General features: G+C 70.6%; 30 protein-coding genes, 1 tRNA gene and 1 pseudogene. 16 read left to right on the top strand and 16 right to left on the bottom strand.

Features of this window, described 5'->3' with window-relative positions; genetic code table 11:
- Positions 1-20 precede the first annotated feature (20 nt).
- Positions 21-653: a TetR/AcrR family transcriptional regulator gene (locus tag HALOF300_RS12030; protein ID WP_156741183.1), complete on the bottom strand. Its 633-nt coding sequence runs from the start codon at positions 651-653 to the stop codon at positions 21-23.
- Positions 654-769: 116 nt separating this feature from the next.
- Here HALOF300_RS12030 and HALOF300_RS12035 point away from each other — a divergent pair, with 116 nt between their 5' ends.
- Positions 770-1,741, top strand: a complete 972-nt coding sequence (locus HALOF300_RS12035) for an aldo/keto reductase (protein WP_156741184.1) — start codon at positions 770-772, stop codon at positions 1,739-1,741.
- A 59-nt stretch (positions 1,742-1,800) separates the two neighbouring features.
- Here HALOF300_RS12035 and HALOF300_RS27730 read toward each other — a convergent pair whose 3' ends face one another.
- Both HALOF300_RS27730 and HALOF300_RS12045 read right to left on the bottom strand, forming a co-directional pair.
- The gene (locus HALOF300_RS27730) at positions 1,801-2,268 is read right to left on the bottom strand and encodes a J domain-containing protein (protein WP_156741185.1); all 468 of its coding nucleotides are present in this window, start codon (positions 2,266-2,268) and stop codon (positions 1,801-1,803) included.
- Positions 2,269-2,589: 321 nt separating this feature from the next.
- Positions 2,590-3,018, bottom strand: a complete 429-nt coding sequence (locus tag HALOF300_RS12045; RefSeq protein WP_154796536.1) for an Hsp20/alpha crystallin family protein — start codon at positions 3,016-3,018, stop codon at positions 2,590-2,592.
- A gap of 316 nt (positions 3,019-3,334) precedes the next feature.
- Here HALOF300_RS12045 and HALOF300_RS12050 point away from each other — a divergent pair, with 316 nt between their 5' ends.
- Both HALOF300_RS12050 and HALOF300_RS12055 read left to right on the top strand, forming a co-directional pair.
- Positions 3,335-3,661, top strand: coding sequence for a MerR family transcriptional regulator (locus tag HALOF300_RS12050; protein ID WP_156741186.1), 327 nt, complete (start codon positions 3,335-3,337; stop codon positions 3,659-3,661).
- Entirely contained in the window at positions 3,658-3,927 is a 270-nt protein-coding gene (locus HALOF300_RS12055; protein ID WP_156741187.1) for a hypothetical protein, read from the top strand. The genes HALOF300_RS12050 and HALOF300_RS12055 overlap by 4 nt, the downstream gene beginning before the upstream one ends.
- Before the next feature lie 81 nt (positions 3,928-4,008).
- Here the strand turns inward: HALOF300_RS12055 and HALOF300_RS12060 are convergent, their stop codons facing one another.
- The 3 genes from HALOF300_RS12060 to HALOF300_RS12070 all read right to left on the bottom strand — a co-directional run bounded on the left by HALOF300_RS12060 (position 4,009) and on the right by HALOF300_RS12070 (position 6,907).
- The gene (locus HALOF300_RS12060) at positions 4,009-4,863 is read right to left on the bottom strand and encodes an ABC transporter permease subunit (RefSeq protein WP_156741188.1); all 855 of its coding nucleotides are present in this window, start codon (positions 4,861-4,863) and stop codon (positions 4,009-4,011) included.
- A gap of 13 nt (positions 4,864-4,876) precedes the next feature.
- Positions 4,877-5,800 (bottom strand): ABC transporter ATP-binding protein, encoded by a 924-nt coding sequence (locus HALOF300_RS12065; protein WP_156741189.1) that lies wholly within the window; start codon positions 5,798-5,800, stop codon positions 4,877-4,879.
- 84 nt (positions 5,801-5,884) lie between these two features.
- Positions 5,885-6,907, bottom strand: coding sequence for an NAD(P)-dependent alcohol dehydrogenase (locus tag HALOF300_RS12070; RefSeq protein WP_231955283.1), 1,023 nt, complete (start codon positions 6,905-6,907; stop codon positions 5,885-5,887).
- A gap of 102 nt (positions 6,908-7,009) precedes the next feature.
- Between HALOF300_RS12070 and HALOF300_RS12075 the strand changes: the two genes are divergently transcribed.
- Complete coding sequence (locus HALOF300_RS12075) at positions 7,010-7,717, top strand: TetR/AcrR family transcriptional regulator (protein ID WP_156741190.1); 708 nt, start codon at positions 7,010-7,012, stop codon at positions 7,715-7,717.
- Positions 7,718-7,750: 33 nt separating this feature from the next.
- On the opposite strand, the gene HALOF300_RS12080 is transcribed toward HALOF300_RS12075, so the two are convergent.
- From HALOF300_RS12080 to HALOF300_RS12090, 3 genes are all read right to left on the bottom strand, one after another.
- Entirely contained in the window at positions 7,751-8,212 is a 462-nt protein-coding gene (locus tag HALOF300_RS12080; RefSeq protein ID WP_156741191.1) for a VOC family protein, read from the bottom strand.
- Between the two features lie 68 nt (positions 8,213-8,280).
- A complete protein-coding gene (locus HALOF300_RS12085; protein WP_156741192.1) occupies positions 8,281-9,243 on the bottom strand; it encodes a hypothetical protein in 963 nt (320 codons plus the stop codon).
- Positions 9,240-9,899: a hypothetical protein gene (locus tag HALOF300_RS12090; protein ID WP_156741193.1), complete on the bottom strand. Its 660-nt coding sequence runs from the start codon at positions 9,897-9,899 to the stop codon at positions 9,240-9,242. Before HALOF300_RS12090 ends, HALOF300_RS12085 begins: the two co-directional genes overlap by 4 nt.
- Positions 9,900-10,078: 179 nt before the next feature.
- On the opposite strand from HALOF300_RS12090, the gene HALOF300_RS12095 reads away from it, so the two are divergent.
- The 3 genes from HALOF300_RS12095 to HALOF300_RS12105 all read left to right on the top strand — a co-directional run bounded on the left by HALOF300_RS12095 (position 10,079) and on the right by HALOF300_RS12105 (position 13,452).
- Positions 10,079-11,233, top strand: a complete 1,155-nt coding sequence (locus HALOF300_RS12095; protein ID WP_156741194.1) for an FAD-dependent oxidoreductase — start codon at positions 10,079-10,081, stop codon at positions 11,231-11,233.
- Between the two features lie 41 nt (positions 11,234-11,274).
- Entirely contained in the window at positions 11,275-12,237 is a 963-nt protein-coding gene (ligD, locus tag HALOF300_RS12100) for a non-homologous end-joining DNA ligase (protein ID WP_156741195.1), read from the top strand.
- Positions 12,238-12,465: 228 nt separating this feature from the next.
- Complete coding sequence (locus tag HALOF300_RS12105) at positions 12,466-13,452, top strand: bile acid:sodium symporter family protein (protein WP_156741196.1); 987 nt, start codon at positions 12,466-12,468, stop codon at positions 13,450-13,452.
- Positions 13,453-13,459: 7 nt separating this feature from the next.
- Here the strand turns inward: HALOF300_RS12105 and HALOF300_RS12110 are convergent, their stop codons facing one another.
- The 3 genes from HALOF300_RS12110 to HALOF300_RS12120 form a co-directional block, all read right to left on the bottom strand.
- Positions 13,460-13,822: a hypothetical protein gene (locus HALOF300_RS12110; RefSeq protein ID WP_156741197.1), complete on the bottom strand. Its 363-nt coding sequence runs from the start codon at positions 13,820-13,822 to the stop codon at positions 13,460-13,462.
- A gap of 139 nt (positions 13,823-13,961) precedes the next feature.
- Positions 13,962-15,287 carry an FtsX-like permease family protein gene (locus HALOF300_RS12115; RefSeq protein WP_156741198.1) on the bottom strand — a complete coding sequence of 442 codons (1,326 nt, stop codon included), beginning with the start codon at positions 15,285-15,287 and terminating at the stop codon, positions 13,962-13,964.
- Positions 15,284-16,174, bottom strand: coding sequence for an ABC transporter ATP-binding protein (locus HALOF300_RS12120; RefSeq protein WP_197522510.1), 891 nt, complete (start codon positions 16,172-16,174; stop codon positions 15,284-15,286). Before HALOF300_RS12120 ends, HALOF300_RS12115 begins: the two co-directional genes overlap by 4 nt.
- 171 nt (positions 16,175-16,345) lie before the next feature.
- On the opposite strand from HALOF300_RS12120, the gene HALOF300_RS12125 reads away from it, so the two are divergent.
- The 4 genes from HALOF300_RS12125 (at position 16,346) to HALOF300_RS12140 (ending at position 18,141) form a co-directional block, all read left to right on the top strand.
- Positions 16,346-16,418, top strand: a tRNA-Arg gene (locus HALOF300_RS12125).
- Positions 16,419-16,530: 112 nt separating this feature from the next.
- Positions 16,531-17,442, top strand: a complete 912-nt coding sequence (locus HALOF300_RS12130; RefSeq protein WP_156741200.1) for a GNAT family N-acetyltransferase — start codon at positions 16,531-16,533, stop codon at positions 17,440-17,442.
- A 58-nt stretch (positions 17,443-17,500) separates the two neighbouring features.
- The gene (locus HALOF300_RS12135) at positions 17,501-17,977 is read left to right on the top strand and encodes a hypothetical protein (protein WP_156741201.1); all 477 of its coding nucleotides are present in this window, start codon (positions 17,501-17,503) and stop codon (positions 17,975-17,977) included.
- Entirely contained in the window at positions 17,974-18,141 is a 168-nt protein-coding gene (locus HALOF300_RS12140; RefSeq protein WP_156741202.1) for an NPXTG-anchored protein, read from the top strand. The genes HALOF300_RS12135 and HALOF300_RS12140 overlap by 4 nt, the downstream gene beginning before the upstream one ends.
- Before the next feature lie 58 nt (positions 18,142-18,199).
- Here the strand turns inward: HALOF300_RS12140 and HALOF300_RS12145 are convergent, their stop codons facing one another.
- Together HALOF300_RS12145 and HALOF300_RS12150 are read right to left on the bottom strand one after the other, a co-directional pair.
- A complete protein-coding gene (locus tag HALOF300_RS12145) occupies positions 18,200-18,466 on the bottom strand; it encodes a GlsB/YeaQ/YmgE family stress response membrane protein (RefSeq protein WP_156741203.1) in 267 nt (88 codons plus the stop codon).
- 52 nt (positions 18,467-18,518) lie between these two features.
- Positions 18,519-18,671, bottom strand: coding sequence for a hypothetical protein (locus HALOF300_RS12150; protein ID WP_156741204.1), 153 nt, complete (start codon positions 18,669-18,671; stop codon positions 18,519-18,521).
- Between the two features lie 266 nt (positions 18,672-18,937).
- On the opposite strand from HALOF300_RS12150, the gene HALOF300_RS12155 reads away from it, so the two are divergent.
- Positions 18,938-19,672 carry a sugar phosphate isomerase/epimerase family protein gene (locus HALOF300_RS12155; RefSeq protein ID WP_156741205.1) on the top strand — a complete coding sequence of 245 codons (735 nt, stop codon included), beginning with the start codon at positions 18,938-18,940 and terminating at the stop codon, positions 19,670-19,672.
- Positions 19,669-20,793: a Gfo/Idh/MocA family protein gene (locus HALOF300_RS12160; RefSeq protein ID WP_156741206.1), complete on the top strand. Its 1,125-nt coding sequence runs from the start codon at positions 19,669-19,671 to the stop codon at positions 20,791-20,793. The genes HALOF300_RS12155 and HALOF300_RS12160 overlap by 4 nt, the downstream gene beginning before the upstream one ends.
- Before the next feature lie 115 nt (positions 20,794-20,908).
- Here the strand turns inward: HALOF300_RS12160 and HALOF300_RS12165 are convergent, their stop codons facing one another.
- Positions 20,909-22,117, bottom strand: coding sequence for an MFS transporter (locus HALOF300_RS12165; RefSeq protein WP_197522511.1), 1,209 nt, complete (start codon positions 22,115-22,117; stop codon positions 20,909-20,911).
- Positions 22,118-22,291: 174 nt separating this feature from the next.
- Between HALOF300_RS12165 and HALOF300_RS27010 the strand changes: the two genes are divergently transcribed.
- Positions 22,292-22,837, top strand: coding sequence for a hypothetical protein (locus HALOF300_RS27010; protein WP_197522512.1), 546 nt, complete (start codon positions 22,292-22,294; stop codon positions 22,835-22,837).
- 15 nt (positions 22,838-22,852) lie between these two features.
- Here HALOF300_RS27010 and HALOF300_RS12175 read toward each other — a convergent pair whose 3' ends face one another.
- Positions 22,853-23,596 (bottom strand): glycerophosphodiester phosphodiesterase, encoded by a 744-nt coding sequence (locus HALOF300_RS12175; RefSeq protein WP_156741209.1) that lies wholly within the window; start codon positions 23,594-23,596, stop codon positions 22,853-22,855.
- Between the two features lie 201 nt (positions 23,597-23,797).
- Between HALOF300_RS12175 and HALOF300_RS12180 the strand changes: the two genes are divergently transcribed.
- Both HALOF300_RS12180 and HALOF300_RS27015 read left to right on the top strand, forming a co-directional pair.
- Positions 23,798-24,829, top strand: a complete 1,032-nt coding sequence (locus HALOF300_RS12180; protein WP_156741210.1) for a hypothetical protein — start codon at positions 23,798-23,800, stop codon at positions 24,827-24,829.
- 87 nt (positions 24,830-24,916) lie between these two features.
- Positions 24,917-25,310: pseudogene (locus HALOF300_RS27015) on the top strand (hypothetical protein); the annotation flags it as partial.

The raw sequence follows: 25,310 nt of genomic DNA on the forward strand, positions 1-25,310 counted from the left end.
GTGGGTGGAGTGAGTCAAGTTCAGGCCGTCGGTCGGGCGACCCGCCGCCAGGACGCGATCGCTCGCTCGAGGTAGGTCCTGGTGGCGAGCGCCATGTCCACGTTCGGATCGAGCAACCATTGCAACCCGATGCCGTCAAGCGCCGCCGTCAGCAACCGCGCCTCGAGCGCGACCTGCGCCGGTGACAGCGCGCCGACGTCGCCGGCATCCACTGCTGCCTGCAGGTGGCGGGCGAACGTTCGAAGGTTCGTCTCGTAGCGCTGCACGACGTAGGCGTGCGCGCGGTGCTCGGGATTCGATGCCTCGGCGGTGATCGTGGTGAAGAGCTCGAGCAGACCTCGGTTGCGGCGGTGCCCTGCCATGATGTCGGGCAATCGGCGCAGGTAGGCGAGTCCACTGACGTCGGCCAGGTCATGCTCGGCCGACTGCCGCTCCCACTCCTGGAGCACCGCGATCAGCAGCCCCTCCTTCGTGCCGAAATGGCGAATGAGTGTCGCGTGCGAGACGTCGGCGCGCTCGGCGAGCGTGCGCAGCGAGCTGCCTGCGAAACCGCGCTGCCCGAACACCTCGATCGCGATCGCGACGAGCTGTGCCCGGCGTTCGATCCCGGTGCGATACGGCCCGCGAGTCGCTGGGCGAGGGGTCTCGATCATCAGTGCCTCCTTCTCATTGCCCAACTGTAACCGATCGGTTAGCATTCCCGAAGACGATCAAGCGGGCCGGCGACAGCCTTGACGAGGCCCGCCCAAGGCGGAGCGAGGAGGCGACGATGGAACGGTCGGTGCTGGGGACGTCGGGCATCCGGGTATCGAGGATCTGCCTGGGCAGCGCGACCTTCGGGGTCGCTCCCGACGCGACCTCCGCCGGTGCGATGGTCGGTGCTGCCTTGGACCTGGGCATCGACTTCTTCGACACGGCTGACGTCTACGGCTCGACGCCGACGTTCGACCGACCGGGGTTACCACCGGCGGGGGAGCGGGAATCGGCCGAAGAGATCCTGGGGCGTGCGCTCGTCGGTCACCGCGATGACGTGGTGCTCGCCAGCAAGTCCGGTGAGCGGCGCTTCGACGCAACCGCTGGATTGTCACGTCGATACATCGCCCAGCAGGTCGAGCAGAGCCTGCGTCGTCTGCAGACCGATCGGATCGACCTGTACTACGCGCACTTCCCGGACCCGAGTACGCCGCTGGAGGAGACGCTGGCCGCCTACGACACGCTGATCCAGCAGGGCAAGATCCGCTCGGTCGCGCTGTCGAACCACGCGGCGTGGCAGGTCACGCAGGCGCTCTGGATCGCCGACGACCGTCGGCTCGCCTCCGCTCCCGTTGCCGCGCAGGTGCAGTACAGCCTGCTGCACCGCAAGGCTGAGCGCGAACTGACGAGCGCCTGCCAGAAGTTCGGACTATCCATCGTCCCGTTCGCGCCGCTCCACGGCGGTCTGCTCGCCGATCTGGCCGTGCTCGAGCGGCCCGTCGCGGGTGACGAACGCTACGGCGGGTCGCGGTTCGACGACCGAGAGGTCGCCGTCGCTCGCGCGCTCGCCGACCTCGCCGACGACTGGGGCATGCAGATGCAGCACCTCTCGCTCGCCTGGCTGCTGGCGCAACCGACGGTGGCCTCGGTGATCGTCGGCGCCGAGACGCCTGAGGAACTGCAGGCAAACGCGTCAGCGACCGATATCAATCTCACAGCCGAGCAGGTCGCGCACCTCTCAGCCCTGACCGCCGATCTCGCAGACTGAGACCGGACTTCGGTGACGGTGGTGCCTCAGGACCATCGCCATCACCATCTGGTGCGCGGCTATGGCGACCAGTGGACGGGCCCCGCAACTATCGGCGGCTGGACGGGCCAGGCGATCCTGCGGACGGCTGGCCGCGACGCACGTGCGCGCCGCGAGAGCAAGTCCACCTCACGGTCGTAGTCGGTGCGACGGGCAGGATCGCCGAGAACCGCGTAGGCACGGAACACCGCTTGCAACGCCGCGTCGGAACGCTCCCCCTGGGAGGCGCCACCGTCAGAGCGAGTGTCGGGGTGATGCAGCCGAAGCAGCGCGCGATAGGCGCGGCCGATGTCAGCCTGGGTCGCTTGCGGGGGAAGGCCCAGGACGGCGTAGTGGTTGGGTTCGTTCATAGGTCGTGGAGTCGCAAACGGGGGTTCGGATCCGTACCGAGGTCGTGGTCCCGGCGTTGGCCGGGACCACGTGGTTGAGGATGGCTGCCGCCGGCCCGCGATCTCGCCTCCTTCACTGTGTTCCATGCGCCGTTCCATGCGCCCGAGGTTCCATGCGGTCGAGCGGGTGTGGTGCCCGGCGGCGAGCGTTGGCGAGCCGAGCCGCCACCGCCGGGCGGTCCAATGGGCGGCAGCCCCGCCCGGGTGGGATCGGACCAGGACCGGTCGGGCCACCGGTCCGCGACGGCGGCGGTCACGGAGTTCGAGGGCGGACCGTCCGACGAGGCTTCGATGATCGCCTCGAACTCCGCACGCACCAGTTGCTCGTCGCAGAGCACCAGAGCCAGAAACTGCTCATCGGTGCTCCGCGTGGGTTGGCCACCTCTTCTTCGGTCTTCGAACACGACGGGCTCCGGCGACTCAGGAGGTGATGACCTGCCGGTCCTGATCCTTGCTCGCGATCTCGATCTTGCGGGGCTTGGCTTGCTCGGCCACCGGGATCCGCAGGGTCAGCACACCGGCGTCATAGGCAGCATCGATGCTCTCGGTGTCGAGGTTGTCCCCCAGCACCAACTGACGGCTGAACGTGCCCCGGGCCCGTTCGGCAGCGATCATGTCCTCGGTGTTCTCCCGCACCGGCCGTTGAGCGCTGACTGTGACCACGTTGCGCTCGACATCCAGCTCGATCGCGTCAGCGCTCAGTCCGGGAAGGTCGAACTCAACCACGAAGGTGTCGCCCTCGCGCCAGGCATCCATCGGCATCGCCGTGGGAGCCAGGGTGCCGTCGCCGCGGAACAGGTGCTGTGTCAGCCGGTCCAGGTCCCGGAACGGATCGGTGCGCATCAACAGTTGAGCCATCTCCAATCACTCCTTCTTGTGGATCGGTTCGCCACAGACCTCCTGTGGCGGTGGTAGATTTTGTATAGCACCGACGGCATACTGGTGCAAGAGGTGAATCGAAGATGGTTGCTCGTGCCTGACGGCTCGGTCCACGTCGCCCGCACGCGGCCGTTGCCCAGCGTCGGTCAGCGCCAACCCGACGAGAGGAGGTCGGCCCCGTGATCGTGACAAGGGTCTCGGCCGGCTGCGGCATCCGACAGGTTCACGAGTGCGATACGCGTGGCAGCCACCACTACGTCCTCGGGGTCCGCAGTCGGGGCCGGCGATGAGGCCGTTGGACCCCGCGAGGGGCGTCTACGGGATATCCGTGGCCGCCGACCTGGTGGGTATGAGTGTCCAGCGGCTGCGCTGGTACGAGTCACAGGAACTGCTCGACCCCGAGCGAACCGCGGGTGGCACACGCCGCTACAGCGAGGACGACCTGTACCGGTTGCGGCGAATCGACGAGTTGCTCGAGGCCGGACTGAACCTCGCCGGAATCGCCATGGTGCTGCACCTGCAGGACGAGAACCAGGACCTTCACCATCAACTGCGCCAACAGGAACGCGAGGACCGGGAGTCCACCGATGAGAACGGGAGGAAGCGGGGATGACCACACCATGGACGGACGTACCTTCAGCAGACTCGTTCGACGAGGCCCCGGAGGCCGACGTGGGCGGAGGGGCCTTGAGTGTGCGGGAGCTGATCGCTCAGCTCGCCCGGACGGAGGACCAGATCCGCATGACCGGTCACTTCGACGACGGCAGCGGACCGGAAGGACTGCGCCAGTTGCTGCGCCAGCAGGACCAGCTCATCGCTGAGTTGCGTCGCCGTCGGGCGCCCTGCCCCCGCGAGGACGCGCCGGTCGAGGATGCCTGAGCCCGGGTACCGATCGTCGTCGACGGTGGCGTCCAGAAGGCCCGCCCGCGACGTCCCGCGTCTGCCCGAGCCTCTGGGCTGCTACGCGTCGCGGCGACGCAGCGTCAACGCGGCGGCTACGAGCGGGACGACGGCGTAACCCGCGACAACGAGTACGCCCTGCCACGGCTCGAGCGTGTCGTTGCTACCGAGCGCCCCGCTGGTTGCGAGGAACGCGGTCGCCGCCGGCATCGGGAGGTGATCGATCAGGCTCTGGACCCAGTCGAGTCGGATCAGCTGCAGGAGGCCCGGGAGCAGCAGCAGCACGGTCAGGGACACCGTCACGGCGCCGGCGGTCGAGCGCAGCAGCGTACCCACGCCGAGGGCGAACAGCGCGGCCGCGACGAGGAAGAACGTGGTCCCTCCGAACACCTGCCAGGTCTGGGCGTCGGTCAGGGCGGGGAGCAGGTCCAGGTCGCTGAGGACGGAGAACGTCACGGCGGACGACGCGGCGAGGCTCACCGCGCTCACGGCGACGGTGAGCACCACGAGGACGATCGCCTTGGCCGCGAGCACGGGTACGCGCGTCGGCACGGCGGCGAACGTGGACCGGATCATGCCGGTCGAGTACTCGCCGGTGATGAGGAGCGACCCCAGGACGGCGATCATGATCATCCCCATCGGGTATCCGGATGAGATGAGCTCGGCACCGTGGATGACGGCGAGCATGCCGGCGGACTCGGCCGTTGCCGCCGTGAGGTCCAGCGACATCGCCGAGCCGAGTGCGAACAGCGTCATGAGGACCACCGCGAGCGCCATGAACCACCAGGTCGAGCGGAGGGAGAGCAACTTGATGCACTCCGCCCAGATGATGCCGGGGAAGGACCATCGGGCGCGTTCGTGGCTTCGTTCCGCATGGTGGGCGACGGCGGTGCTGGGCAGGGTGAGGGTGCTCATCGGTCTCGTGCTCCTAGCTTGCGAGGGCGGGGCTGGGTTCGGAGCGGTACTCGACCGCATCCCTGGTCAGGTTCATGTACGCGTCCTCGAGGCTGGCGCGCTGGAGACACAGTTCGTGCAGGACGATGCCATGGGCAGCCGCAGTCCCACCGACCTGTTCGACGGTGATGCCCTGCAGTTCGAGGGATCCGGCCTCGCCGGAGGTGATGGTGACGCCCTCGGCGCGAACGAGGTCGGCGAGCTCGGTTGCGTGGGGGGAACGGACGCGGACCGTCGTGCCGGTGACGGAGTCGATGACCTGCTGGACGGGGCCGGCCGTGAGGATCCTGCCGCGGCCGATGACCAGCAGCTGGTCCGCCGTCTGCGCCATCTCGCTCATCAGATGGGAGGACAGGAACACGGTGCGACCCTCCGCCGCCAGACTACGCACGAGGTGGCGGACCCACGTGACGCCGTCGGGGTCGAGGCCGTTGACCGGTTCGTCGAGGATCAGGGTGCCCGGATCGCCGAGCATCGCCGACGCGATGCCGAGGCGCTGGCCCATTCCCAGGGAGAAGCCGCCAACCCGTTTGCCCGCGACCCCGGCCAGGCCGGTCATCTCGATCACCTCGTCCACGCGCTTGATCGAGATGCCGTGGGTGGCGGCCATGGTCCGCAGATGTGACCGGGCGCTGCGGCCTGGGTGCACGGCCTTCGCGTCCAGCAGCGCCCCCACCTCGCGCAGTGGCCAGCTGTGCTGCGCGTAGGGCTTGCCGTTGACGGTCACGCTGCCCGCCGTGGGACGGTCCAGGCCGACGATCATGCGCATCGTGGTCGACTTGCCGGCCCCGTTCGGGCCGAGGAAGCCGGTGACGGTTCCGGGGGCGATGGTGAAACTGATGTGGTCGACGGCGGACTTGTCGCCGTAGCGCTTGGTGAGGTCGTGTGCCTCGATCATGACGGTGTCCTTCTGGTCCGTGCCTGTCGGCGGTCCCGGGCGGAACGGCCGTCGTGCTGGACGTGCTGGACGTGCTGGACGTGCTCAGAGAGTGATCGCGACCTTGCCCCGCACCAGGCCCTGCTCGAACCGGCGCATGGCCTCCGGGGCTCGTTCGAGCGGGTAGGTCGCCTCCAGGCTCGGCGAGACGGAGCCGGCCTCGATGAGGTCGGTGAGGTGCTCGAGGCCAGCACTGCGCACCGTGCCGAGGGCCATTGCGAACCGCTGCCGCAGGACAAGTGACCACAGGAGTGCACGGAACTGCCGGTTCATCCCGCCGGAGAAGTTGCCGCCCTGCTCTCCGCCGACGATCACGGCGGTACCTCGCGGCGTGAGGGCCCGGCGCAACTGGGACAGCGTCGGGTTCCCCGCGATGTCGATAATGAGGTCGTAGCGGTGCGCGCCGTCGGCGAAGTCGTCGCGGGAGTAGTCGAGGACACGGTCGGCGCCGATCGAGCGGACCAGGTCCGCCTTCGCGGCACTGCACACCCCGGTGACCTCGGCTCCGAGTGCCTTCGCCAGCTGAACGGCGTAGCTGCCGACACCTCCGGATGCGCCGGTCACCAGGACCGTCTGGCCGCGCTCGAGGCGGCCGACGGTCAGAGCCTGCAGAGCGGTCACGGCCGATACCGGCACGACGGCGGCCTGCTCGAACGAGAGGTTGGCGGGCTTGCGGGACAGCTTGTCCTCGCCCGCGAGTGCGTACTCGGCGAACGCTCCCTTCCCGAACCCGTATACCTCGTCGCCCGCGGAGAACCTGGTCACGGCCGGCCCGACCTCGACGACGGTGCCCGCGAGGTCGAACCCGAGCACGGGTTGCTTCGGTCGGTGAGGCCCGAACGCGAGCCTGCCGAGGTACGGCAACCCGGTCATGACGTGCCACACGCCCCGGTCCAGCCCGGCCGCGTGGACTCGCACGAGGACCTCGTTGCCCTTGGCTCCCGGTCGGGGAACCCGATCGAGCCGCATGACGTCGGCGGTGCCGTACTCGTGATGCACGATGGCGCGCATCTTGGGCGCCCGCTGCGTCGTGCTTTGGTCCCGTGTGCTGTGGTCGGCGGTGCTCATGTCGGTGCCTCTCGTGGTGGGGTGACCCTTCGGATCGCCGTTTCGTACTTAGTAAGGAACCGTATCGTACTAAGTACGAAAGTGCTAGGGTCGGGCACCAACATGTCGAAGGAAACGAGCACCAGGTCCGAAGTCCGCGTTGCGCTCAGCCGGGAGCGTGTGCTCCAGGGCGCACTCGAGGTTGCCGATACGGCTGGTCTGGCCGCACTCACGATGCGCTCGCTCGCCGAGTCCGTCGGGGTGAAGCCGATGTCGCTGTATCACTACGTCGCCGGCAAGGAGGACATCCTCGACGGCATCGTGGACTCGGTCTTCAGCGAGATAGAACTGCCCACGCCGGGCGGCGACTGGCGGGCCGAGAACCGCAAGCGAGCCCGCTCCGCGCGTGAGGTGCTGCGGCGCCACCCATGGGCGACGGCACTGATGCAGTCGCGCACGTCGCCCGGTCCCGCCACACTACGGCACCACAACGCCGTCATCCGGAGCCTGCGTGAAGCCGGCTTCTCGGTCGTGATGACAGCCCACGCCTTCGCGCTGCTGGACAGCTACATCAACGGGTTCGCACTCTCGGAGACCTCGCTGCCGATCAACGGGCCGGAGACCGTCACCGAGGTCGCGGACTCGATGATGCACCTCTTCGATCCGGCGGCCTATCCGCACCTGCTCGAGTTCACGACCGAACACGTCCTGGCGCCCGGTTACGACTACGGCGCGGAGTTCGAGTACGGGCTCGACCTGCTCCTCGACGGTCTCCAGCGGGCGATCGGCGACCACGGCGCCGGAGCGGGAAGCTCAGGACCCCATCCCTGAGACCGGCCCGGCCGGGACCGCCGGCAGCCGGTCTCAGTCCAGGCAGAACTCGTTGCCCTCGGGGTCGGCCATCACGATGAAACCGATGCTCGTCGGCGGTTCGGGCTCGAAACGCTTCAGGCGGGTGCCGCCGAGCTCGACGAGGCGCGAACACTCGACCTCCAGTGCGGCCATGCGCTCGTCGCCGCGCAGGTCGGACGCGGTCCGGACGTCGAGGTGGACGCGGTTCTTGGCAACCTTGTCCTCGGGCACGCGCTGGAAGTAGAGGCGCGGACCGACGCCGTCCGGATCCTCGAGGGCGGAGGCCGAGTTGCGCTGGTCCTCGGGCACGCCGGCCTTCTCCAGGAAGTCGTCCCAGGCGGCGAGCGGGTCCGCGCCGGGCGCCAGGTCCACTCCGGGCGGGCCGGGGTGGACGTAGCCGAGCACGTCACGCCAGAACGTCGAAAGGACGTCGGGGTCGTGGGCGTCGAAGGTGATCTGGATCGTGCGGCTCATGAGATCTCCGTTCGGTTCAGGATGTACAGGCTCCCACTCTGCCGCGAGCCCCGGACAGATCCCGTCCGCTATCGGCCGACGGCGTCCGGCAGATCCGGATCGGCCCGGAGCGCATCGAGGAGCGCCTCGACCGTGAGCCGGCGGTAGTCGACGCCGTCCGCGTCCTTGTTGTGCCTGTCGAAATAGTCGCGGCTCCCCATGTGCCGCATCGGGCCGATGCGCCGCATCGTGATCCGCCCCTCCCGCAGCGCCCGAGCCCAGGGCGAGATCCGGGCCGTGGGCCACCGACCCGGGAACACCACACGCCCGAGCGACTGGATCCGGTCCCTGGACCCGTACACGTGCCACAGGTGCTGCACCCGGTCCAGTGCCGGGTCCGCGGCGAGAACGCCACCGATCGAGAACACCGAGACCGGCACGTCGAGCGCGGCCAGGAACCAGCTCGCGCCGAGCGCGATCTGGCCACCGCCGCTGTACCCCACCACCGTCACCGGTGGCCGGACGTCCCAGTCGTAGCCGTGCCGCGACAACGACTCCGCGATCTCCTGTGCGACCGCGAGATTGAACGTCGGGCCGTAGCGCGGGTCGGCCGAGACCAGCACCCGCAACGCGTTGCGCAGGTTGATCAGTTTGGATGCGGTGTTCGCGACCGGCACCCGTTGCAGGCGCTGCAGCCGCTTCCAGAACCAGTTCGTCGCCCGTTGCGTCAGACCCCGGTTCTCGACGGCGTAGGGGAACACGTCCGCGGTGACGACGGCGTCCGGCAGCTCTCGTGACAGCGTCGCGAGCACAGCCTGCTCCCGCCGGGAGTCGGTGGTGCCGTCCACGGCTCCGATCCCGGACAGGTACACCACGAAAAGGCGAGCGTCCCGCCTGGCCGCAGGGACGCCGTCGCCGGCTTCCGGTCGGGCGAGCCCTTCGAGAGCCGGCGCGTCCTTGCGCCGTGACCACCACCGCAGCGACTCCAGCGGGGCGAGCAGCGCGAAGGTCAGAGCAAGCGCCACGAGCCCCAGGAACAGCACCTCGATCATGCGTGGTGCTCCCGGTGCTCGAGCGGCACGAACGGGGCGCCGGAGAGGATGTCGGACGAGGTCAGGATGGTCGCGTGGCCGGTCACGAGCGTCCAGCCCCGGGAGGTCGCGCGCGCCAGCGGTCCGGCGAGGACGACCGAGACCAGGTGGGCGCCGGCCCACGCGAGACCGGAGATCGCGATGGCCGGGAGCAGGCCGACGCCGAGCACCGGACCCAGGAGGACCGCGAGCGCGACCGCCGACCACACCTCCAGGACCCGGCCGAACAGCAGGCCGAGGTAGGGGATGAACACCAGGAAGGCCAGCACGTGCGGCGCGATCGCGAACAGGTAGGCGGCGGTGATCATCTCGCCGTCGACGTTGCCGCGCGTGACGAGCCACGCGACCAGGGCGATGACGACGCCGGTGAGGCCCCGCAGGAGCACGGTGTAGACGGCTCCGAGTGCGATCGCGGCCACCATGCGCAGGCGCCGGATCCGGTTGATCACGAACACGACGGCATGCCCGAGCATGGTCGACAGGCCGGCCAGCACCGCGATGCCGACGCCGAGGGACAGTGCGTGGCCGGGTGAGTCGAGCAGCACAGGCGGCACCCGGAAGGACAGCACGTCGCCCACGGCGGCGAACACCTGGGCGAACCACTCCACGACAGACATCGGGACACCATCATCCACGGTCCGTGCGCGGGCAGGGATCCGCCGGCCGTATCGGCCCCGACGGACGAGGCCCGGTGTGACCGCCGACACGGTGATCCAGCGCACGATCTAGAGACTTTGCCCACGGTTCGGAGTAGACCAGAGGAAGAGGCAGGCCCTCCGAGCGGAACGAGGAGACGATGGCACACCCACGAGTGGTCGTGGTCGGCGGCGGGTACGGCGGGGTCGCCGTGGCACAGCAGCTCGATGCGGTCGCGGACGTGATCCTGGTGGAGTCCAAGGACGCGTTCGTGCACGCGGTCGGCACGCTCCGAGCCGTCGCGGACCCGGCCTTCGAGGACCGTGTGTTCCTGCCCTACGACCGGCTGCTGACCCGCGGGCGGGTCATCCACGACACGGCCCGTGCCGTCACGCCCACCCGGGTCAGCTTCAGCCGGACCGAGTTCGTCGACGCCGACTACCTCGTCCTCGCCACCGGCACCGGGTACCCGTTCCCGGCGAAGTTCCTGGAGTCCGAGGAGAGGGTGGTGCGCTCGCGGATGGCGCGGCTGCGCGACGCACTCGGGCAGGCACGGCGGGTGCTCCTGGTGGGCGCCGGCCCGGTCGGGGTGGAACTCGCAGGCGAGCTCACCAGCGCCTTCCCGGACTTGGGCGTCACGCTCGTGGACCAGGCCGATGACATCCTGACCACGATCGACGTGATCGCGCAGGTACGCGACTCGATCCGGACGCAGCTCCTCGAGCGGGGCGTCGACCTGGTCCTCGGTGCACCGCTCGGCTTCCTGCCCCCGATGGACGTCGGCCGCCTGCAGGACTTCACCGTCCGCACCGACGCCGGTGTGGAGATCGACGCCCAGGTCTGGTTCCGCTGCTACGGCAACCGGGCCGTGACCGACTACCTGGCCGGTGGCCTGCTCGACGCGCGCCGCCCGGACGGCACCCTCCGGGTCACCGAGCACCTGAACGTCGCCGGGCACGAGCACGTGTTCGCCGTCGGGGACATCGCGGACCTACCCGAGACGAAGCGCGCCGACGCCGCTCGTGCCCACGGCCGGGTGGTCGCCACGAACATCGCGGACCTGATCGCCGGCCGCGCGCCGTCGACCGTGTACGAGCCGCCACCCGAACGCATCGTGCTCCCGCTGGGGCCCGACGGCGGTGCCTCCCAACTGCTCGACGAGTCCGGTGTGCCGTGCTTCCACGGGCCCGAGGAGACCAGCCGGATGAAGGGCGTGGACCTGTTCGCCGACCTCATGGCCGAGCAGTTCCACCGCTTCGACGATGTCACCGAGCACTCCCGCAGCGAGGACACCTCGCTGGAGTACACCGGCTGACGCTCGGGCGCCCGCCCGAGGCGGGCACTACGCTCGGCGACATGGCAGCCAAGGCCGACGACACCGCCGTCGAACTCGACGTCGGCGGACGCACCGTGCGGATCAGCCACCCCGAGCGGGTCATGTTCGCCGCACGCGGGGAGACGAAACTCGACCTCGCGAACTACTACCTCGCCGTCGGCGACGGCATCGTGCGCGCCCTGCGCGAGCGGCCGTGCATGCTGCACCGGTTCCCCGACGGCGTCGCGGGTACGAAGGTGCACCAGAAGCGGCTGCCGCGGGGTGCGCCGGACTGGGTCGAGACCGTGGAGCTGCACTTCCCGCGGTACAACCGAACCGCCGACGAGCTCTGCGTGACCGAGCTCGCGAGCGTGATCTGGGCCGTGCAGATGTCCACCGTCGAGTTCCACCCCTGGAACTCCCGACGCTCGGACACCGAGAAGCCCGACGAATGGCGCATCGACCTCGACCCGATGCCGGACTGCCCGTTCGACCGGGTCCGGCACGTTGCGCACGTGGCCCACGAGGTCCTCGATGACCTCGGCATCACCGGCTACCCGAAGACCTCCGGCGGATCCGGCCTGCACATCTACGTCCGGATCGAACCGAACTGGGGCTTCGACGACGTGCGCCGGGCCGCGCTCGCGTTCGCGCGGGAGGTGGAACGCCGCGCGCCGAAGGACGTCACCACCGCCTGGTGGCGCAAGGACCGGGACCCGGCCGCCGTGTTCGTCGACTACAACCAGAACGCCCGCGACCACACCATCGCCAGCGCCTACTCGGTGCGCGGCAAGGACGAGGGCACCGTCTCCACCCCGATCCGGTGGGACGAGATCGACGACGTGGACCCGACCGTGTTCACGATCGCGACCGTCCCGGCCCGGTTCGCGGAGCTCGGGGACCTGCACGCCGACATCGACTCGAAGGCGTACCGGCTCGATCAGTTGCTTCAGTGGGCGGACCGGGATGGCCGTGACGAGCCGGATCCGGGTGGCCCTGACTGACTGCCCCGCCCCGGTTGTCGATCCGCGGGTCCCCCTTTCGTGGTGATGGTGAAGGCCGCCGGCGCGGCGGCCCTCGGGTGCACCTGTACCGCAGCGTCGGGCATGCCGTGACCCTGGGCTGAGCGGGGCAGGGCGCGCGAAACCAGGTCGAAACGGTCCCGGGCTACCCTTGCCTCTCGTGTCACCGAACTCCACCTGCCCCGTCCGACCCACGCTCGAGCAACTCGTATGAGGGTCCTGCGCCGGTGGGTGGACCCGTTCGTCGTCGGGATCCTGATCGCCCTGGTCCTCGGGCTGGTGCTGCCGGTACCGGACGCGCTGCGCGGGGCGATCGAGGGTGTCGGAGACGTCGCCGTCTTCCTCCTGTTCCTCGTGTACGGGGCGCGGCTGTCCACCCGTGAAGTCCTCGGCGGACTGAAGAATGTGCGCCTGCAGAGCAGCATCCTCGGATCGACCTACCTGCTGTTCCCGTTGCTCGGGCTGAGCGTGTCCTGGGTGGCCGCGCCGATCATCGGCGATGCGCTCGCGGCCGGGGTCCTGTTCCTGTCCCTGCTGCCATCCACGGTGCAGTCATCGGTCGCCTTCGTGTCGGTGGCGCGGGGGAACGTGGCCGGGGCGATCTGCGCCGCGACGATCTCGAACCTGCTCGGCATGGTGCTGACCCCGCTGCTCGTGCTCTGGCTCATGGGGGCCTCGGGTGCCGGCGGGCTCGGCGGACTGCGATCGGTGCTGCTGCAGCTGCTGCTGCCGTTCGTCGTCGGTCAGCTCCTGCAGCCCTTGGTCGGGACCTGGCTGCGCGCGCACAAGTGGCTGACCACCCTGCTCGACCGGAGCACGATCATCCTGATCGTGTTCGGGGCGGTCGCCTCCGCCACCGCCGACGGGGTCTGGTCCTCCGTCTCCTGGGTGATGATCGCGGCACTGCTGGTGATCAGCGCCGTGGTACTCGCGATCATGCTCGCCGCGACCTGGTGGGGAGGACGCGGCATCCGGCTCAACCGGGCCGACCGGATCGCACTGCTGATGTGCGGGTCCAAGAAATCCCTGGCGACCGGCCTGCCGATGGCCGTGGTGCTGTTCCCCGCGGCTACCGCGGCAACGATCGCCGTGCCGCTGATCATCTTCCACCAGTTGCAACTCGTGGTGTGCGCGGCACTGGCCCGACGCCTCGCCCGCAACTCCGAGGACCCCGGGGTCGTGGCGACCCAGGCGTAGCCCGTGCCTACACCTGCAGCGTGACCCGGTGGGCCGCGAAGGCGAGCGCGGCCAGCAGCACCACACCGCCGATCAGGGCACCGAACCCTCGGTGGCGAGCCTTGACCGCCAGGATCATCACCGTCGAGTACGCCGCGATCAGGATGCCGGACCACAGCGCGGCCACGGGCACCCGGGCCGGACTGCAGCCGGCCGGGGCCGGGTGGACCGCCGGACAGACTGCCTGGGCCGTGGCGGGGATCGCCAGGAGCCACGTAGCCACCAATGACCAGAGCAGGATGAGCGACGCGGCAACGATCACCCAGGCCGCCGCTGCCCGGCTGGGTGGGTCGGGCCGATCGCCAGCCATGTTCGGTTCGTGGCGTTCCATCGCTGCCACGCTATCGGCCGCTGACCTTCCCGGCGGACCACAGACCCGCTCCCCGGCACCTCGCACCTGCGCCATCGAGATCGCCCCTCGCGATGGACGATCTCGAGGTGGCGGGTCCGATCTCAGCGAGCGGCGGCCCTCAGGCCAGCACCGTGCGAACCACCCGGCGCGAGGCGAGCGTGCCGAGCAGGACCAGTGCGCACGCGGCAGCCACGCTGAGCACGAACTGCAGCAGCACCGACGTCGCGGTCAGAAAGGCGTACCCGAGCGCCGGGACCATGAACAGCAGTGCACCGGCTGTAGCCACGCCGACGGCGACGGCCAGCGGGATCGACGTCTCCCGCAGCCGGGCTGAGTCCATGACCCGCAGGTCGGTGCCGGCCAGGTGCAGGGCCCGGTACTCGCCGCCCTGATCGATGACCCGCCCGGCCTGCATCACGCCGGTGGACACGGCGGCCACGACGCCCGCGATCGCCAGGGTGAGGAAACCGCCCGTGGCCATGTCCCGGTACAGGGTGGCCTCGGCGCTGTCGCTCGCGGACGCGGGGTCGTACATGGCGACGGCGGCCGCCAGGCCCGCGATGAACGTCGCCAGCGCGATCCCGCCGACGCTTCGCCACGCGGTCTTCGGGGAGTCCACGAGCCGACGGGCAGCGATCAGCGTGGCCACGTCCTTGGCGCGGCGCACCACTATGCGCCCGACCACGGACATCACCCACGGGCCGAGCAGGTTCAGCATCGCGAACCCACCAGCGACCACCATGACGATCACGACGATGCTGGCCAGACCGGTGTTCCAGAGGACCACGAACACAGCCGCGAACAACAGGATCGGGACCAGCCGGGACCAGTGCAGCGGGTTCGGGGTGGTCCGCGCGGCGACGCCGAGCGGGGTGATGGCGACCTTGCGCAGGCTCGCCCCGGCCGACAGCAGCGCCACCAGCGTCACGGCGAGCACCGCCGTCGGGTACACCCACCACGGCGCGATGAGCTCGGCGTAACCGAAGGACCGGCCCTGGAACTGCAGCGGCAGCACGGTCAGGATCAGCAGGAACGAGCCGGCTACGCCGATCAGCGCGCCGGCCAGGGCCTGCGCGGCCGCGTCGAGCATGGTCATGAGGGAGACCTGGCCGGTGGTGGCACCGGCGAGCCGTAGCGCGGCCAGGCGCTCGTCCCGTCGGGCGACGGCAAGGCGGGCGGCCGCTCCACCCAGTGTCACGAGCGGCACCATCAGCAGAATCGTGGCGGTTCCGGCCAGCGTCACATAGAAGCCGGCGTCGCCGTACGGATCGGGGTCCCCGCCGGCGCGCTCGGCGAAGGCGGCGAAGCCGCCGACCACGAGCAGGAGGACGGCGGTCGTCACCGCGAACGCAAGAACGGCGAGCACGCTCGTCAACCGTTGCGGGTCGGACCGGCCCGCGCTGCGCCCGCGCAGCAGCAGCCACAGGTCCAGGGCGGCCTTCATCGCGGCACCACCGTGACGCCGTCGGGCAGGTTCGAGCCGCCGACGGCGGAGGTGCCGTTCGGTCCGTACGGTGCCGTGGGTGCGGGCCACGGCCCGGGCGCCACGGGGGCGCCGGGCTGGGCGGTGGGTCCGGCCTGCGGCGCCGGCGCGACTGGCTGTGCGGCGGGTGCGACCGGCTGCGCGGCCGGCGCCGCGGGAGTCCGGTCCTCGGACACGATCCGGCCGTCCCGCATGTGCACGGTGCGCGAGCACCACCGGGCGACCCCCGGGTCGTGGGTGACGATGACGAGCGCAGCGCCGGTGGCGCGAGTGGCCTCGGTGAGCACGCCGAGCACCTCGTGGCCGGTCTGCTGGTCAAGGGCACCGGTCGGTTCGTCAGCGAACACGACACCGGGGGAGCCGACCAGCGCGCGGGCGATCGCGACCCGCTGCGCCTGACCACCGGAGAGTTCACCGGGCCGGCGCGACTCCATGCCGCCGAGGCCGAGATAGGCGAGCCACCGTCGGGCGGTGTCGGTCGCCTGCGCCCGCGGGGTGCCCGCAAGCATCAGCGGCAGCGCGGCGTTCTCGTCGGCCGGCAGCTCGGGGAGCAGTTGCCCGGACTGGAACACGAAGCCGAAGTCCGTGCGGCGCAGGCCGGTGCGGGCACCCTCGGACATCGAGGAGAGATCCTGGCCGGCCCAGATGACCTGCCCGGATGTCGCCGGGAGGACGCCGGCGAGGCAGTGCAGCAGGGTGGTCTTGCCGGATCCGGAGGGTCCCATGATGGCCACCGACTCGCCCGGAGCGATGCTCAGGTCGACGCCGGCGAGCGCGGTGGTTCCGGTGCCGGCGGCGCCGTAGGTCTTCACCAGGGTGTGCGCGGTGAGAGGGGTTCGTGAGGTCATGGAACCAGCCTCACGCCTGCGTCCGGGCCACGGCATCGGTCCCCGGGGGAGTCCCGGGTGCGCCCGGGTCCACCGGTGGTCGTCAGGGTGAGTCCGCCCACAGTCTGATGCCCCGATTGGAAACCAGCGGGCAGGAGCGGGTAGAGTGACCGTCGGTCCTAGTGACCGTGAGCGCCCGTAGCTTAATGGATAGAGCACCTGACTACGGATCAGGAGGTTGGGGGTTCGAGTCCCTCCGGGCGCGCAGCAGACCCGCTGGATTCCACGGAATCCAGCGGGTCTCTTGCATTCCACGTACCAGCCGGACCGGATCAATCACGTTGACGGGGACGCTCGACGCCCCGAGGGTGGCTCGGATGATCCGCATCGAGATGGCCACACCGGAGCGCTTCAGCGCTCTCGCCCCGGACCCGACCGCCGACCTGGACCGCCTGCGGCGCAACCTCGCCGGCGGCTCGGTCCGCCCCGAGCACCTGCTCGTCGCCACCGACGCCGACGTCGGCACGGACGTCGCCCGGGTCGGCATCTTCACCCACGAGGACGGCGCGAGCCTGGCCTACGCGTTCCAGGTCGTTCCCGGCCGCTCCGATGCGGAGCGGATCTACGGTGTGCTGTTCGACGGCGTCGCTGCCGCCGCGCGGTCCACTGGGCTCGGGCGGGTGCTCGCCACGGTCGTCGATGCCGACGAGGGCGAGCCGCACGCGAAGCGTGCCGCCCTGGCGGCCGCCGGTTGGGAGGTCGACGAGGACCGTCTGGAGCTGGAGGCGACGCCGTCTGCCTCGCTCCGCGGCGACGGGATCGTCGAGATCGACCCGTCGGACCCCGAGGTGGTCGCGGTCATGGCCGCCGCCATGGCGCAGAGCCTCGACGGCTACGACCGCGATCAGGTGGCCGCGCTCGGCCCTGCCGCGGCGGCCGTGGCGTACCGGGACATGATGGCGCGACCCGGCGGTCCACCATGGTTGGCCCATCGTGGGCCGGACGGGCTGGACGGCGTCGTCGCCATCATGGCCTTCCCCGAGGACTGGTGCCTCGGCTACCTCGGGGTGGCGCCCAGCGCACGTCGCCGGGGAGTGGGCAGCGCTCTCACGAGCGCGATGCTCACCGCCACCGCCGCGGCCGGCACACCGAGCGCCACCGCAAGTGTGGCCGTCGGCAATGAGCCGATCCGGGCGACCCTGACCGGCGCGGGCTTCGCCGTCCGCTCCGCACGGACCGACTTCGTCCTGAGCATCTCCGGCCAGGGCAGCGGTGCGGGTTCCCGATAGCGCCGCGAGCGAGCCAAGGTCTGCCTGATCGGGCAGTCCGTCGACGTCCGTTGTGCTGGTGTACTCCTACGACTCCACCATCACGGCGGACCTGCTGAACACCGCGACGGTGACCGGCTACCCGGAGGATGGCGGTGAGCCCGTCACCGACACGAACGACGCGGCGGTCCAGATGTACGTGATCACGGGCACCGTCACCCCGTTCTGTGAGGCGGACGCCCCGCACCTCGGGTACGACATCCGGACGAATGCTCCGGGGACGACGGCGACCATCATCTTTACCGGTGACGGCGGCTCCGAGTCGGTCACCGTGCCGGTCGGCACCGGTGAGGTGCTCTGGCCCGGTGCCGTGGTCGGCCCCGACGGGGTCGGCATCGACTGGCCCGGCTGGGACCAGGACGCTTCCGGCGACTGGTTCGAGAACCCCGCCAACCCCTACGCCTGGGCACGCCCGGACGTGCAGATCACGGTGCAGGTGAACCCGACCACGGAACCGGTCACGGTCGCCTACCCCCGGGGACACCGACCTGTGTGACCGCGCCCCCACCGAACGAGCCGCCGCCGTCGGCCGGACCGCCCCCGCCGCCGCTCGCCGACACGGGAGCCGGAGACCCGACCGCCCCGGCCGGCCTCGCCGCCGTGATGGCACTCCTCGGCGCCGCGCTCATGGTGTTCTCCCGCCGCCTGGCACGCCGCTGAACACGTGAGAAGCCGCCTCCCCGACGTGGGTGAGGCGGCTTCTCACGTGGTGCACGGGTCAGCGGCTGCTGCCCCGACCCGCGACCGCGCCGTAGATCACCAGGACCAGCAGGGAGCCCAGGATCGCGACGATCCAGGTCTGGATGCTCCAGAACTCCTCAAGGCCGATGTTGAAGATCGCGCTACCGATCCAGCCTCCGAGGGCGGCGCCGACGACGCCGACGATCAGCGTGGCGAGCAGACCGCCCGGTGCGCGGTCCTTGAGGATCGCCTTCGCGATGGCGCCGGCGATCAGGCCGAGGACGATCCATCCGATGAAACCCATGTGGTCGTTCCTTTCGTTGGGGTTGGGACAAGTTGGTGTGGGCCCGCCGGTGTTAAGGGGTCCGGCGAGCCGCGATCAAGCGGAGGCGGCCGGTCAGGTCCGGGCGTCCGCGCAGGCCGCCGAGTTGCGCCGCGCCCTCCTGCACTGCGGCGATGGCCTCCCGCAGGTCCGCCTGCGGGTCGATGGTCACGGTGCCTGTCAGCACCCAGCGTGCCCGCCTCGGACGGGAGCCGCAACCGGGAGGCGTGGAGGTGGTTGCGTCCCGTCAGCGTGGCAGCCATCGGAGGGCGGGCGCTCGAGGAGGCTGGCGGAGCCGCTCCGGCGGGCGGATGCAGCGAGTCCGACGAGGACCGCCGGCCCCACGCCACAGCTGTCTCAAACCTGGATCGAATCGTTTCGCTTTCGCCTTCGCGTGTGTAGGGTTGTCCGCGCGGTCTATCCATCAGGACACTCATCGAGGAGCCCCTTCACATGCCCGGAGCCATCTCCGTTCAGTTGTATTCCATCCGCGACGCCATGGCGGAAGACATGCCCGCCGCGCTGCGGCGCATCGCCGACCTCGGGTTCGAGAACGTCGAACTCTTCGGGTACGTCGACCGCGTCGACGCGCACCGGGACGCGCTCGCCGCCGCCGGCCTGCGAGCACCGTCCGGGCACGCCCGCCTCGTGGTCTCCGACGACGTCCCGGGTGTGCTGGACGCGTCCGCGGCGCTCGGCATGACCACCGTGATCGATCCGTCCATCCCCGAGGAGCAGTGGGCCACCCGCGAGCTCATCGAGGCCAGCGCCGCCCGGCTGAACGAGATCGCCAAGCAGGCCGCCGATCGCGGTCTCGAGGTCGGCTACCACAACCACTGGTGGGAGGTCGCCTCCGTCGGCGGCACCCCGGGTCTGGAGATCTTCGCCGCCGCGCTCGACGACGGCGTGACCCTCGAGGTGGACACGTACTGGGCCGAGGTCGGTGGCGTCGCCGCCCCGGACCTGCTCCGCCGCCTCGGTGACAAGGTCACCCACATCCACGTCAAGGACGGCCCGGCCACCCGCGACACCAAGGCCCAGCTGCCCGCCGGGCAGGGCGTGGTACCGGTCGCCGAGATCCTCGCCGCCGCCCCGGACGCGCTGCGGGTCATCGAGTTCGACGACTTCGACGGTGACGTGTTCGACGGCCTCGCGCAGAGCCTCACGTGGCTGAAGGCGCAGGCATGAGCGAGTCCGCCGTGCGCGCCGTGCGCACCGGGCGGGTCGGCGTCGGCATCATCGGTGCCGGTGTGATCAGCACCCAGTACCTGACCAACCTCACGAAGTTCGCGGACCTCGAGGTCCTGTTCGTCGCGGACCTGGACGTGGAGCGGGCCCGGGCGAAGGCCGACGAGTTCGGCGTGCCTGGCAGCGGCACCGTGGCCGAGTTGCTCGCCGTCGACGCGATCGAGATCGTGATCAACCTGACCATCCCGGCCGTGCACGTCGCGGTGGGTGAACAGATCATCGCAGCCGGCAAGCACCAGTGGAGCGAGAAGCCGCTGGCACTCGACCGCGAGTCCGGCCGCCGCCTGCTCGAGTCCGCAGCGGCGGCGGGGCTGCGCGTCGCCTGCGCGCCGGACACGATCCTCGGCGCCGGGCTCCAGACGGCGCAGCGGACGCTCCTCGAGGGTCGGATCGGCACGCCGCTGAACGGTCTGGTGCTGCTCCAGAGCCCCGGCCCGGAGTCCTGGCACCCGAGCCCGGAGTTCCTCTTCGACGTGGGCGCCGGTCCGCTGTTCGACATCGGCCCGTACTACCTGACGGCGCTGGTGCAGCTGCTCGGGCCGATCGCCCGGGTGAGCGCCACGTCGTCGACGGCGCGGACCACCCGGGTGATCGGGTCCGGTCCCAAGGCAGGTACCGAGTTCCCCGTGAACGTCCCCACGCATCACGGCGCGCTGATCGAGTTCGTCGGTGGTGCGGCCGCGCAGACGACGTTCAGCTTCGAGTCGGTCCGCAAGCGCACCCTGATCGAGGTCGCCGGCACCACCGGCACGCTGGAGGTGCCGAACCCGAACACGTTCGACGACTCCGGTCACCTCTGGCTGCCCGGCGCCGACGAAGCGGTCGAGGTCCCGCCGGTCGGCTCGACCTACGGCCGAGGGAGCGGGGCGCTGGAACTGGCCCGGGCGATCCGGGCCGGGGTGCCCGAGCGGGCGTCCGGCGAGCTTGCCTACCACGTGCTGGACGCGATGATCTCGATCGCCGAGTCGGCACTGTGGCACAAGCCGGTGGAGCTCGAGAGCTCCGCTGCGGCCCCGGCGCCGTTGCCGGAGGGCTGGGACCCGGCGGCCCCGACGCTCTGAACCACCGATCCGCCAACTCGAAGTGCCCGGCCGCGCCCGTCGCGGACCGGGCACTTCGGCGTCCGGGGACCTGTCGGGGCACTCGGTCTGCGCTGCCGGCGGCACTCGGGCCGGGTCAGCCCAGCGGCTTGCGCGAGCCGGCCATCGTGCCGGTCACCACGATCACCACGCTCATTGCCAGGAGTAGTCCGAGGGCTGCGGTCCAGGTTCCGGTCGCGGCGTACAGCGCCCCCACGGCGACTGGCGCGAGGGCACCGATGGAGTAGCCGACCGTCTGGGTCATCGCCGATACCCCACGGACCTGGGCGACGCTCGCCGAACGCATCGTCACGAGGGTCATCCCGAGGGCGAACGTGGCTCCCTGCGCGTACCCGGCCACCACGCACCAGACCCAGAACGCGCCCGGCGCCAGCAGCAGGCCACCGATGGCGATCAGCCAGGTACCTCCGACGAGGGCGGTCATGGTTCGGCGGGCGCGGACCCTGGCCGCCATGAGCGGCGCGGTCAGGGTGCCGAGGATCCCGGTCAGCTGGTAGGCGGACGTCGCCGCGCCCGCGGTGGTCAGGTCCGTCCCGGCGACCTCCGGCAACAGGCTCGGCAGCCACGCCGTGAGCCCGTAGAACAGCCCCGACTGCATCCCGAAGTACGCCGCCAGCACCCACACCGCCGGCGTCGACCAGGGTCGCCGCACCGGCTGTCCCACGGGCGCCGGCGGCTCCGCGGGACGCGGCAGCCGGGCCCAGACCACAGCAGCGGCCACCGCCAGCACGGCCCAGGTGGCGAGCGCCGCCCGCCAGCCGAGCCAGAGCGCCAGGGGCACGGTCAGGGCGGCCGCGATCGCTGCGCCACCGGTGAGCGAGGACGTCGAGACCGCGATCATCGGGCCCTGGCGCTTGGGGAAGTCCCGGCGCACCACCACCGGCAGGAGCACATTCCCGGACGTGATGGCCAGACCGACCACGGCCGTGCCCGCGAGGAGTACCCACGCCGGGCCCCACGGCCGGATCGCCGTCAGCACGGCGATCACGAGCAGGCCGGCGATGATGGTGCGGTCCACCCCGAGCCGGCGCACCGCGACGGCGACGATCGGTGCTCCGACCGCATAGCAGGCGACCGGGAGGCTGGTGAGCAGGCCGGCGGCCGTCGGGCCAAGACCCAGATCGGCCCGGATCTCCGGCAGGACCGCGGCCAACGACGTGATCGGGGTGCGCATGTTGACGCCCACGAGCGCCACCCCCGCGGCCAACAACCAACCGGGCCGGCCGCGCAGGACTTCCACCGGGCCGCGTCGTCCGGGCCGCTGCTTCGGACGATCGGAGGACATGACGGTGACCGTAGACGGTTCTCGGCCACCTTGTGGATCCGGTCCATCTCGCGATCCGGTCGGTCGGAACGAAGGGCCGGGTCCGGGCGTTGGAGGATGTGTAGAGCGATGGCGGCGCGGGCGACCGCGTCGACGCGAGCGATCGCGGGAACCGAACGACATGAGGAGTGCAACGTGGATGCCCTGGCACAGGTCCGGTCCGACGTTCGAGGGATGGTTCCGGCCAGCTCGCTGACCGGGATACTCGGTCTCACCGACGTGCTCGGCCGGATCGGGCAGGCCGGGATGGCACTCACCCACCGGATCGAATCCGTCACCGGGGTCCGTGCCGGAGAACTCCAGGTCCTCGTCGCGGTCGAGGACGGTGCCGAGCACCCGCGCGCGATCGCGGCGCTCACCGGGCAGCTCCCGGAGGCCGCCGAGGTGACCGTGAAGGCGCTCGTGGCGCGGGGACTGCTCAACCGGCACGCGCACCCGGCGGACACCTCTGGCGAGCCGGCGCTCGTGCATGTCACCCCGATCGGCACGGCGGCGCTGGAGCAGGCCGAGGCGGTTCAGATCCGGATCGTCGACGCGCTCGCACGCACGCTCGGGGTCGAGCAGACACAGGACCTGAACCGGACCCTCAAGGTGGTCGCCGACGTCCTCGAGCACGGGAACGCGATCACGGACTTCGACGCGGTCGCACGGCCCACGCACCTTCGGACCATCGAGGCCTGAGCGCCCCGCGGCACGTCAGCGGGCGCTCAACCAGCCCACGAGGCGGTCCGGACGGTCGGTGATGATGCCGTCGACGCCCGCCTCGACCAGCGGTGCCCACAGCTCGGCGGTGTTGGGCGTCCACACGTGGGCCTCGAGCCCGGCGTCGTGGATCGCGGTGAGCACGTCCGGTCGTTCGATGACCAGCGTCGCCGGCGGGTTCAGGGCCACGACCCCGAGATCCGCAGCAAGGGTCAGGGTGCTCTCGTCGAACTCGCTGATGAGCAGGCCGCGACGCAGGTCGGGCGCGGCCTCCCGCAGGGTGCGCAGCATCGCGACTGAGAAGCCCTGCGCCAGGACGCGGTCGGCGACACCGGCCTCGTCGACCTCAGCGAGCAGTCGGTTCGTGGGTTCCAACGGCCAGTCGCCCTTGAGCTCGAGCAGGAGCGCGGTGTCCGGATGGCGCAGCAGCAGGTCCACCACGTCCGCGAACACCGGCAGCGCGGTGCCCGCGTAGGCCGGCGCGAACCATGAGCCGGCGTCGAGGTGGCGCACCTCGGTGCTCCGCAGCGCCGCGACCGGGCCGGCGCCGTCGGTGGTGCGGTCCACGGTGGCGTCGTGGATGACGATGCCGATGCCGTCCTCGCAGACCTGTACGTCGATCTCGATCATGTCCGCACCGGCGAGCACGGCCGACTCGAACGCGGGCAGCGTGTTCTCGGGCGCGACGGAGGAGTTTCCGCGGTGGGCGATGATCAGTGGGCGCGTCGTTGTTGGCACAGGGCACAGCCTAATCGCCCACTACTGCCGGCGCGGTATCGGACGGGAACGCTCACCGGTGGTTGGGGAAACGTTCACCGGGCACCCGAAGTCGGTTCCGAAGAAATGACCTCCGAGAAATGACCTCCGCACCGGTGGTGGAAATGGCGCGGATGTGCCAGAGTCGGCATAACTCGTTCTGAGCCACGGGGGAGTCCAGCGATGCACGCACATCCGACGACCGGTGCCACAACCGGCATCGTGGTGCGCTGGTTGCGACGCGGACTCCTGACCCTCGGCACCGCTGCCGCGGGCGTAGTGATCGGAGCCGGGGTGGCCGTGGCGGCCACGGAGGAGGCGCCAGAGCCGGACGCTTCCAGCGGTCTGCTCGCCTCGACCCTCGGCCTCGCGCAGGACATCGCCTCCCCGGTGACCGAGCCGCTCATGTCCGAGGTGGTCGCGCCCCTCACGACGCCGATCCTGGACGCGGTCGCTCCGGTCACTGACCCAGTGGTCGACCACGTCGTAGCCCCGGTCGCAGCTCCCATGATCGAGGCCGTCGCTCCCGTGGTCACCGACGTGGCCGAGCCGATCCGCCCCATCCTGGACCCCATCGTCGAACCGGTCCGTCAGGAGGTCCTGGATCCGGTCCTCGATGCGATCGAGCCGGCCACCGGTGGGATCGTCGGGGAGGTGCTGGACCTCGTGAGTCCCGCGGTAGACGCCGTGATACCGCCGCACTCAGGTGGTTCCGGGCCTACTGTGCCGGCCGTGCCATCGGACCCGGGCGGACGCGCTCCGGGCGACGGCGCAGTTCCCGGCGACGGCCTGGATCTGCCCGGATCTGTCCTGCCGGCGGGCACGGTCCCCGGCATCGAGCCCGGGCCCGGTGCACCCGCCGACACCGGGCTGCCGGAGGTGGCAGCCCCCATGGTGGGGCCGCCCGCGCCCGGTCACCGGTCCGCGGCCATCTCCGAACCGAGCTACGTCGTCCGGGCCGCCGATGCCCCGACGGGCGTCCGTGCCGACGAGCCGGGCAGCGACTCCTCCCCGACGCCCCCGCGCCCGTACGGCACTGACGCCGGGCAGCAGAACACGCCCGTTCCGACCACCGGGCAGCCCCGCCCGGCCGATGCCACACCCACGCAGGGCACCGATGTCCGGCCGCCGATCGCGCTGGGTGCCGTGCGTCCCGCGGATCTGACTCCGCGGGTCACCGCAGACCCTTTCGACATTCCTGTCTCGCCTGGATGATCTGCGCCCACGTGAGCTCTCGCTCACGGTCGCGCTAAACCCGGTTTCAACTCGGGTATTTCAGATCATTCGACAGGAGTGGGAATCATGCATGCCATTTTCAAGACTGCTTTACGCACATTAGTGGTGACCGGCGGCCTCGTCGTCGCCGGCGCCGGGGCCGCACAGGCGGCGGAGGGTGACCTCCTCGACGTGGGCCTTCTGGAGGACCTGACGTCGACCGTCTCCGAGACCGTCGGCGGTGATCTGCTCACCGACGTCGCGGCCGACAACACGGTGACCGCGCCGATCTCGATCCCGATCACGATCGGCGACGTCGCCGTCGGTGTCGGTGGTGACTCGGCCGTGAGTTCCACCGACTCGGCGCCACCACCGGCGCAGCCCGTCGAGGTCGTTGCCGTGCCGTCGGGAAGCGGCGACTCGTTCGTCGGAGACGTCGCGACCGACAACACGGTGACGGCTCCGGTCGCGGTTCCGGTCA

It is taken from the genome of Occultella aeris, assembly GCF_902703175.1.
Classification (GTDB): Bacteria; Actinomycetota; Actinomycetes; order Actinomycetales; family Beutenbergiaceae; genus Occultella; species Occultella aeris.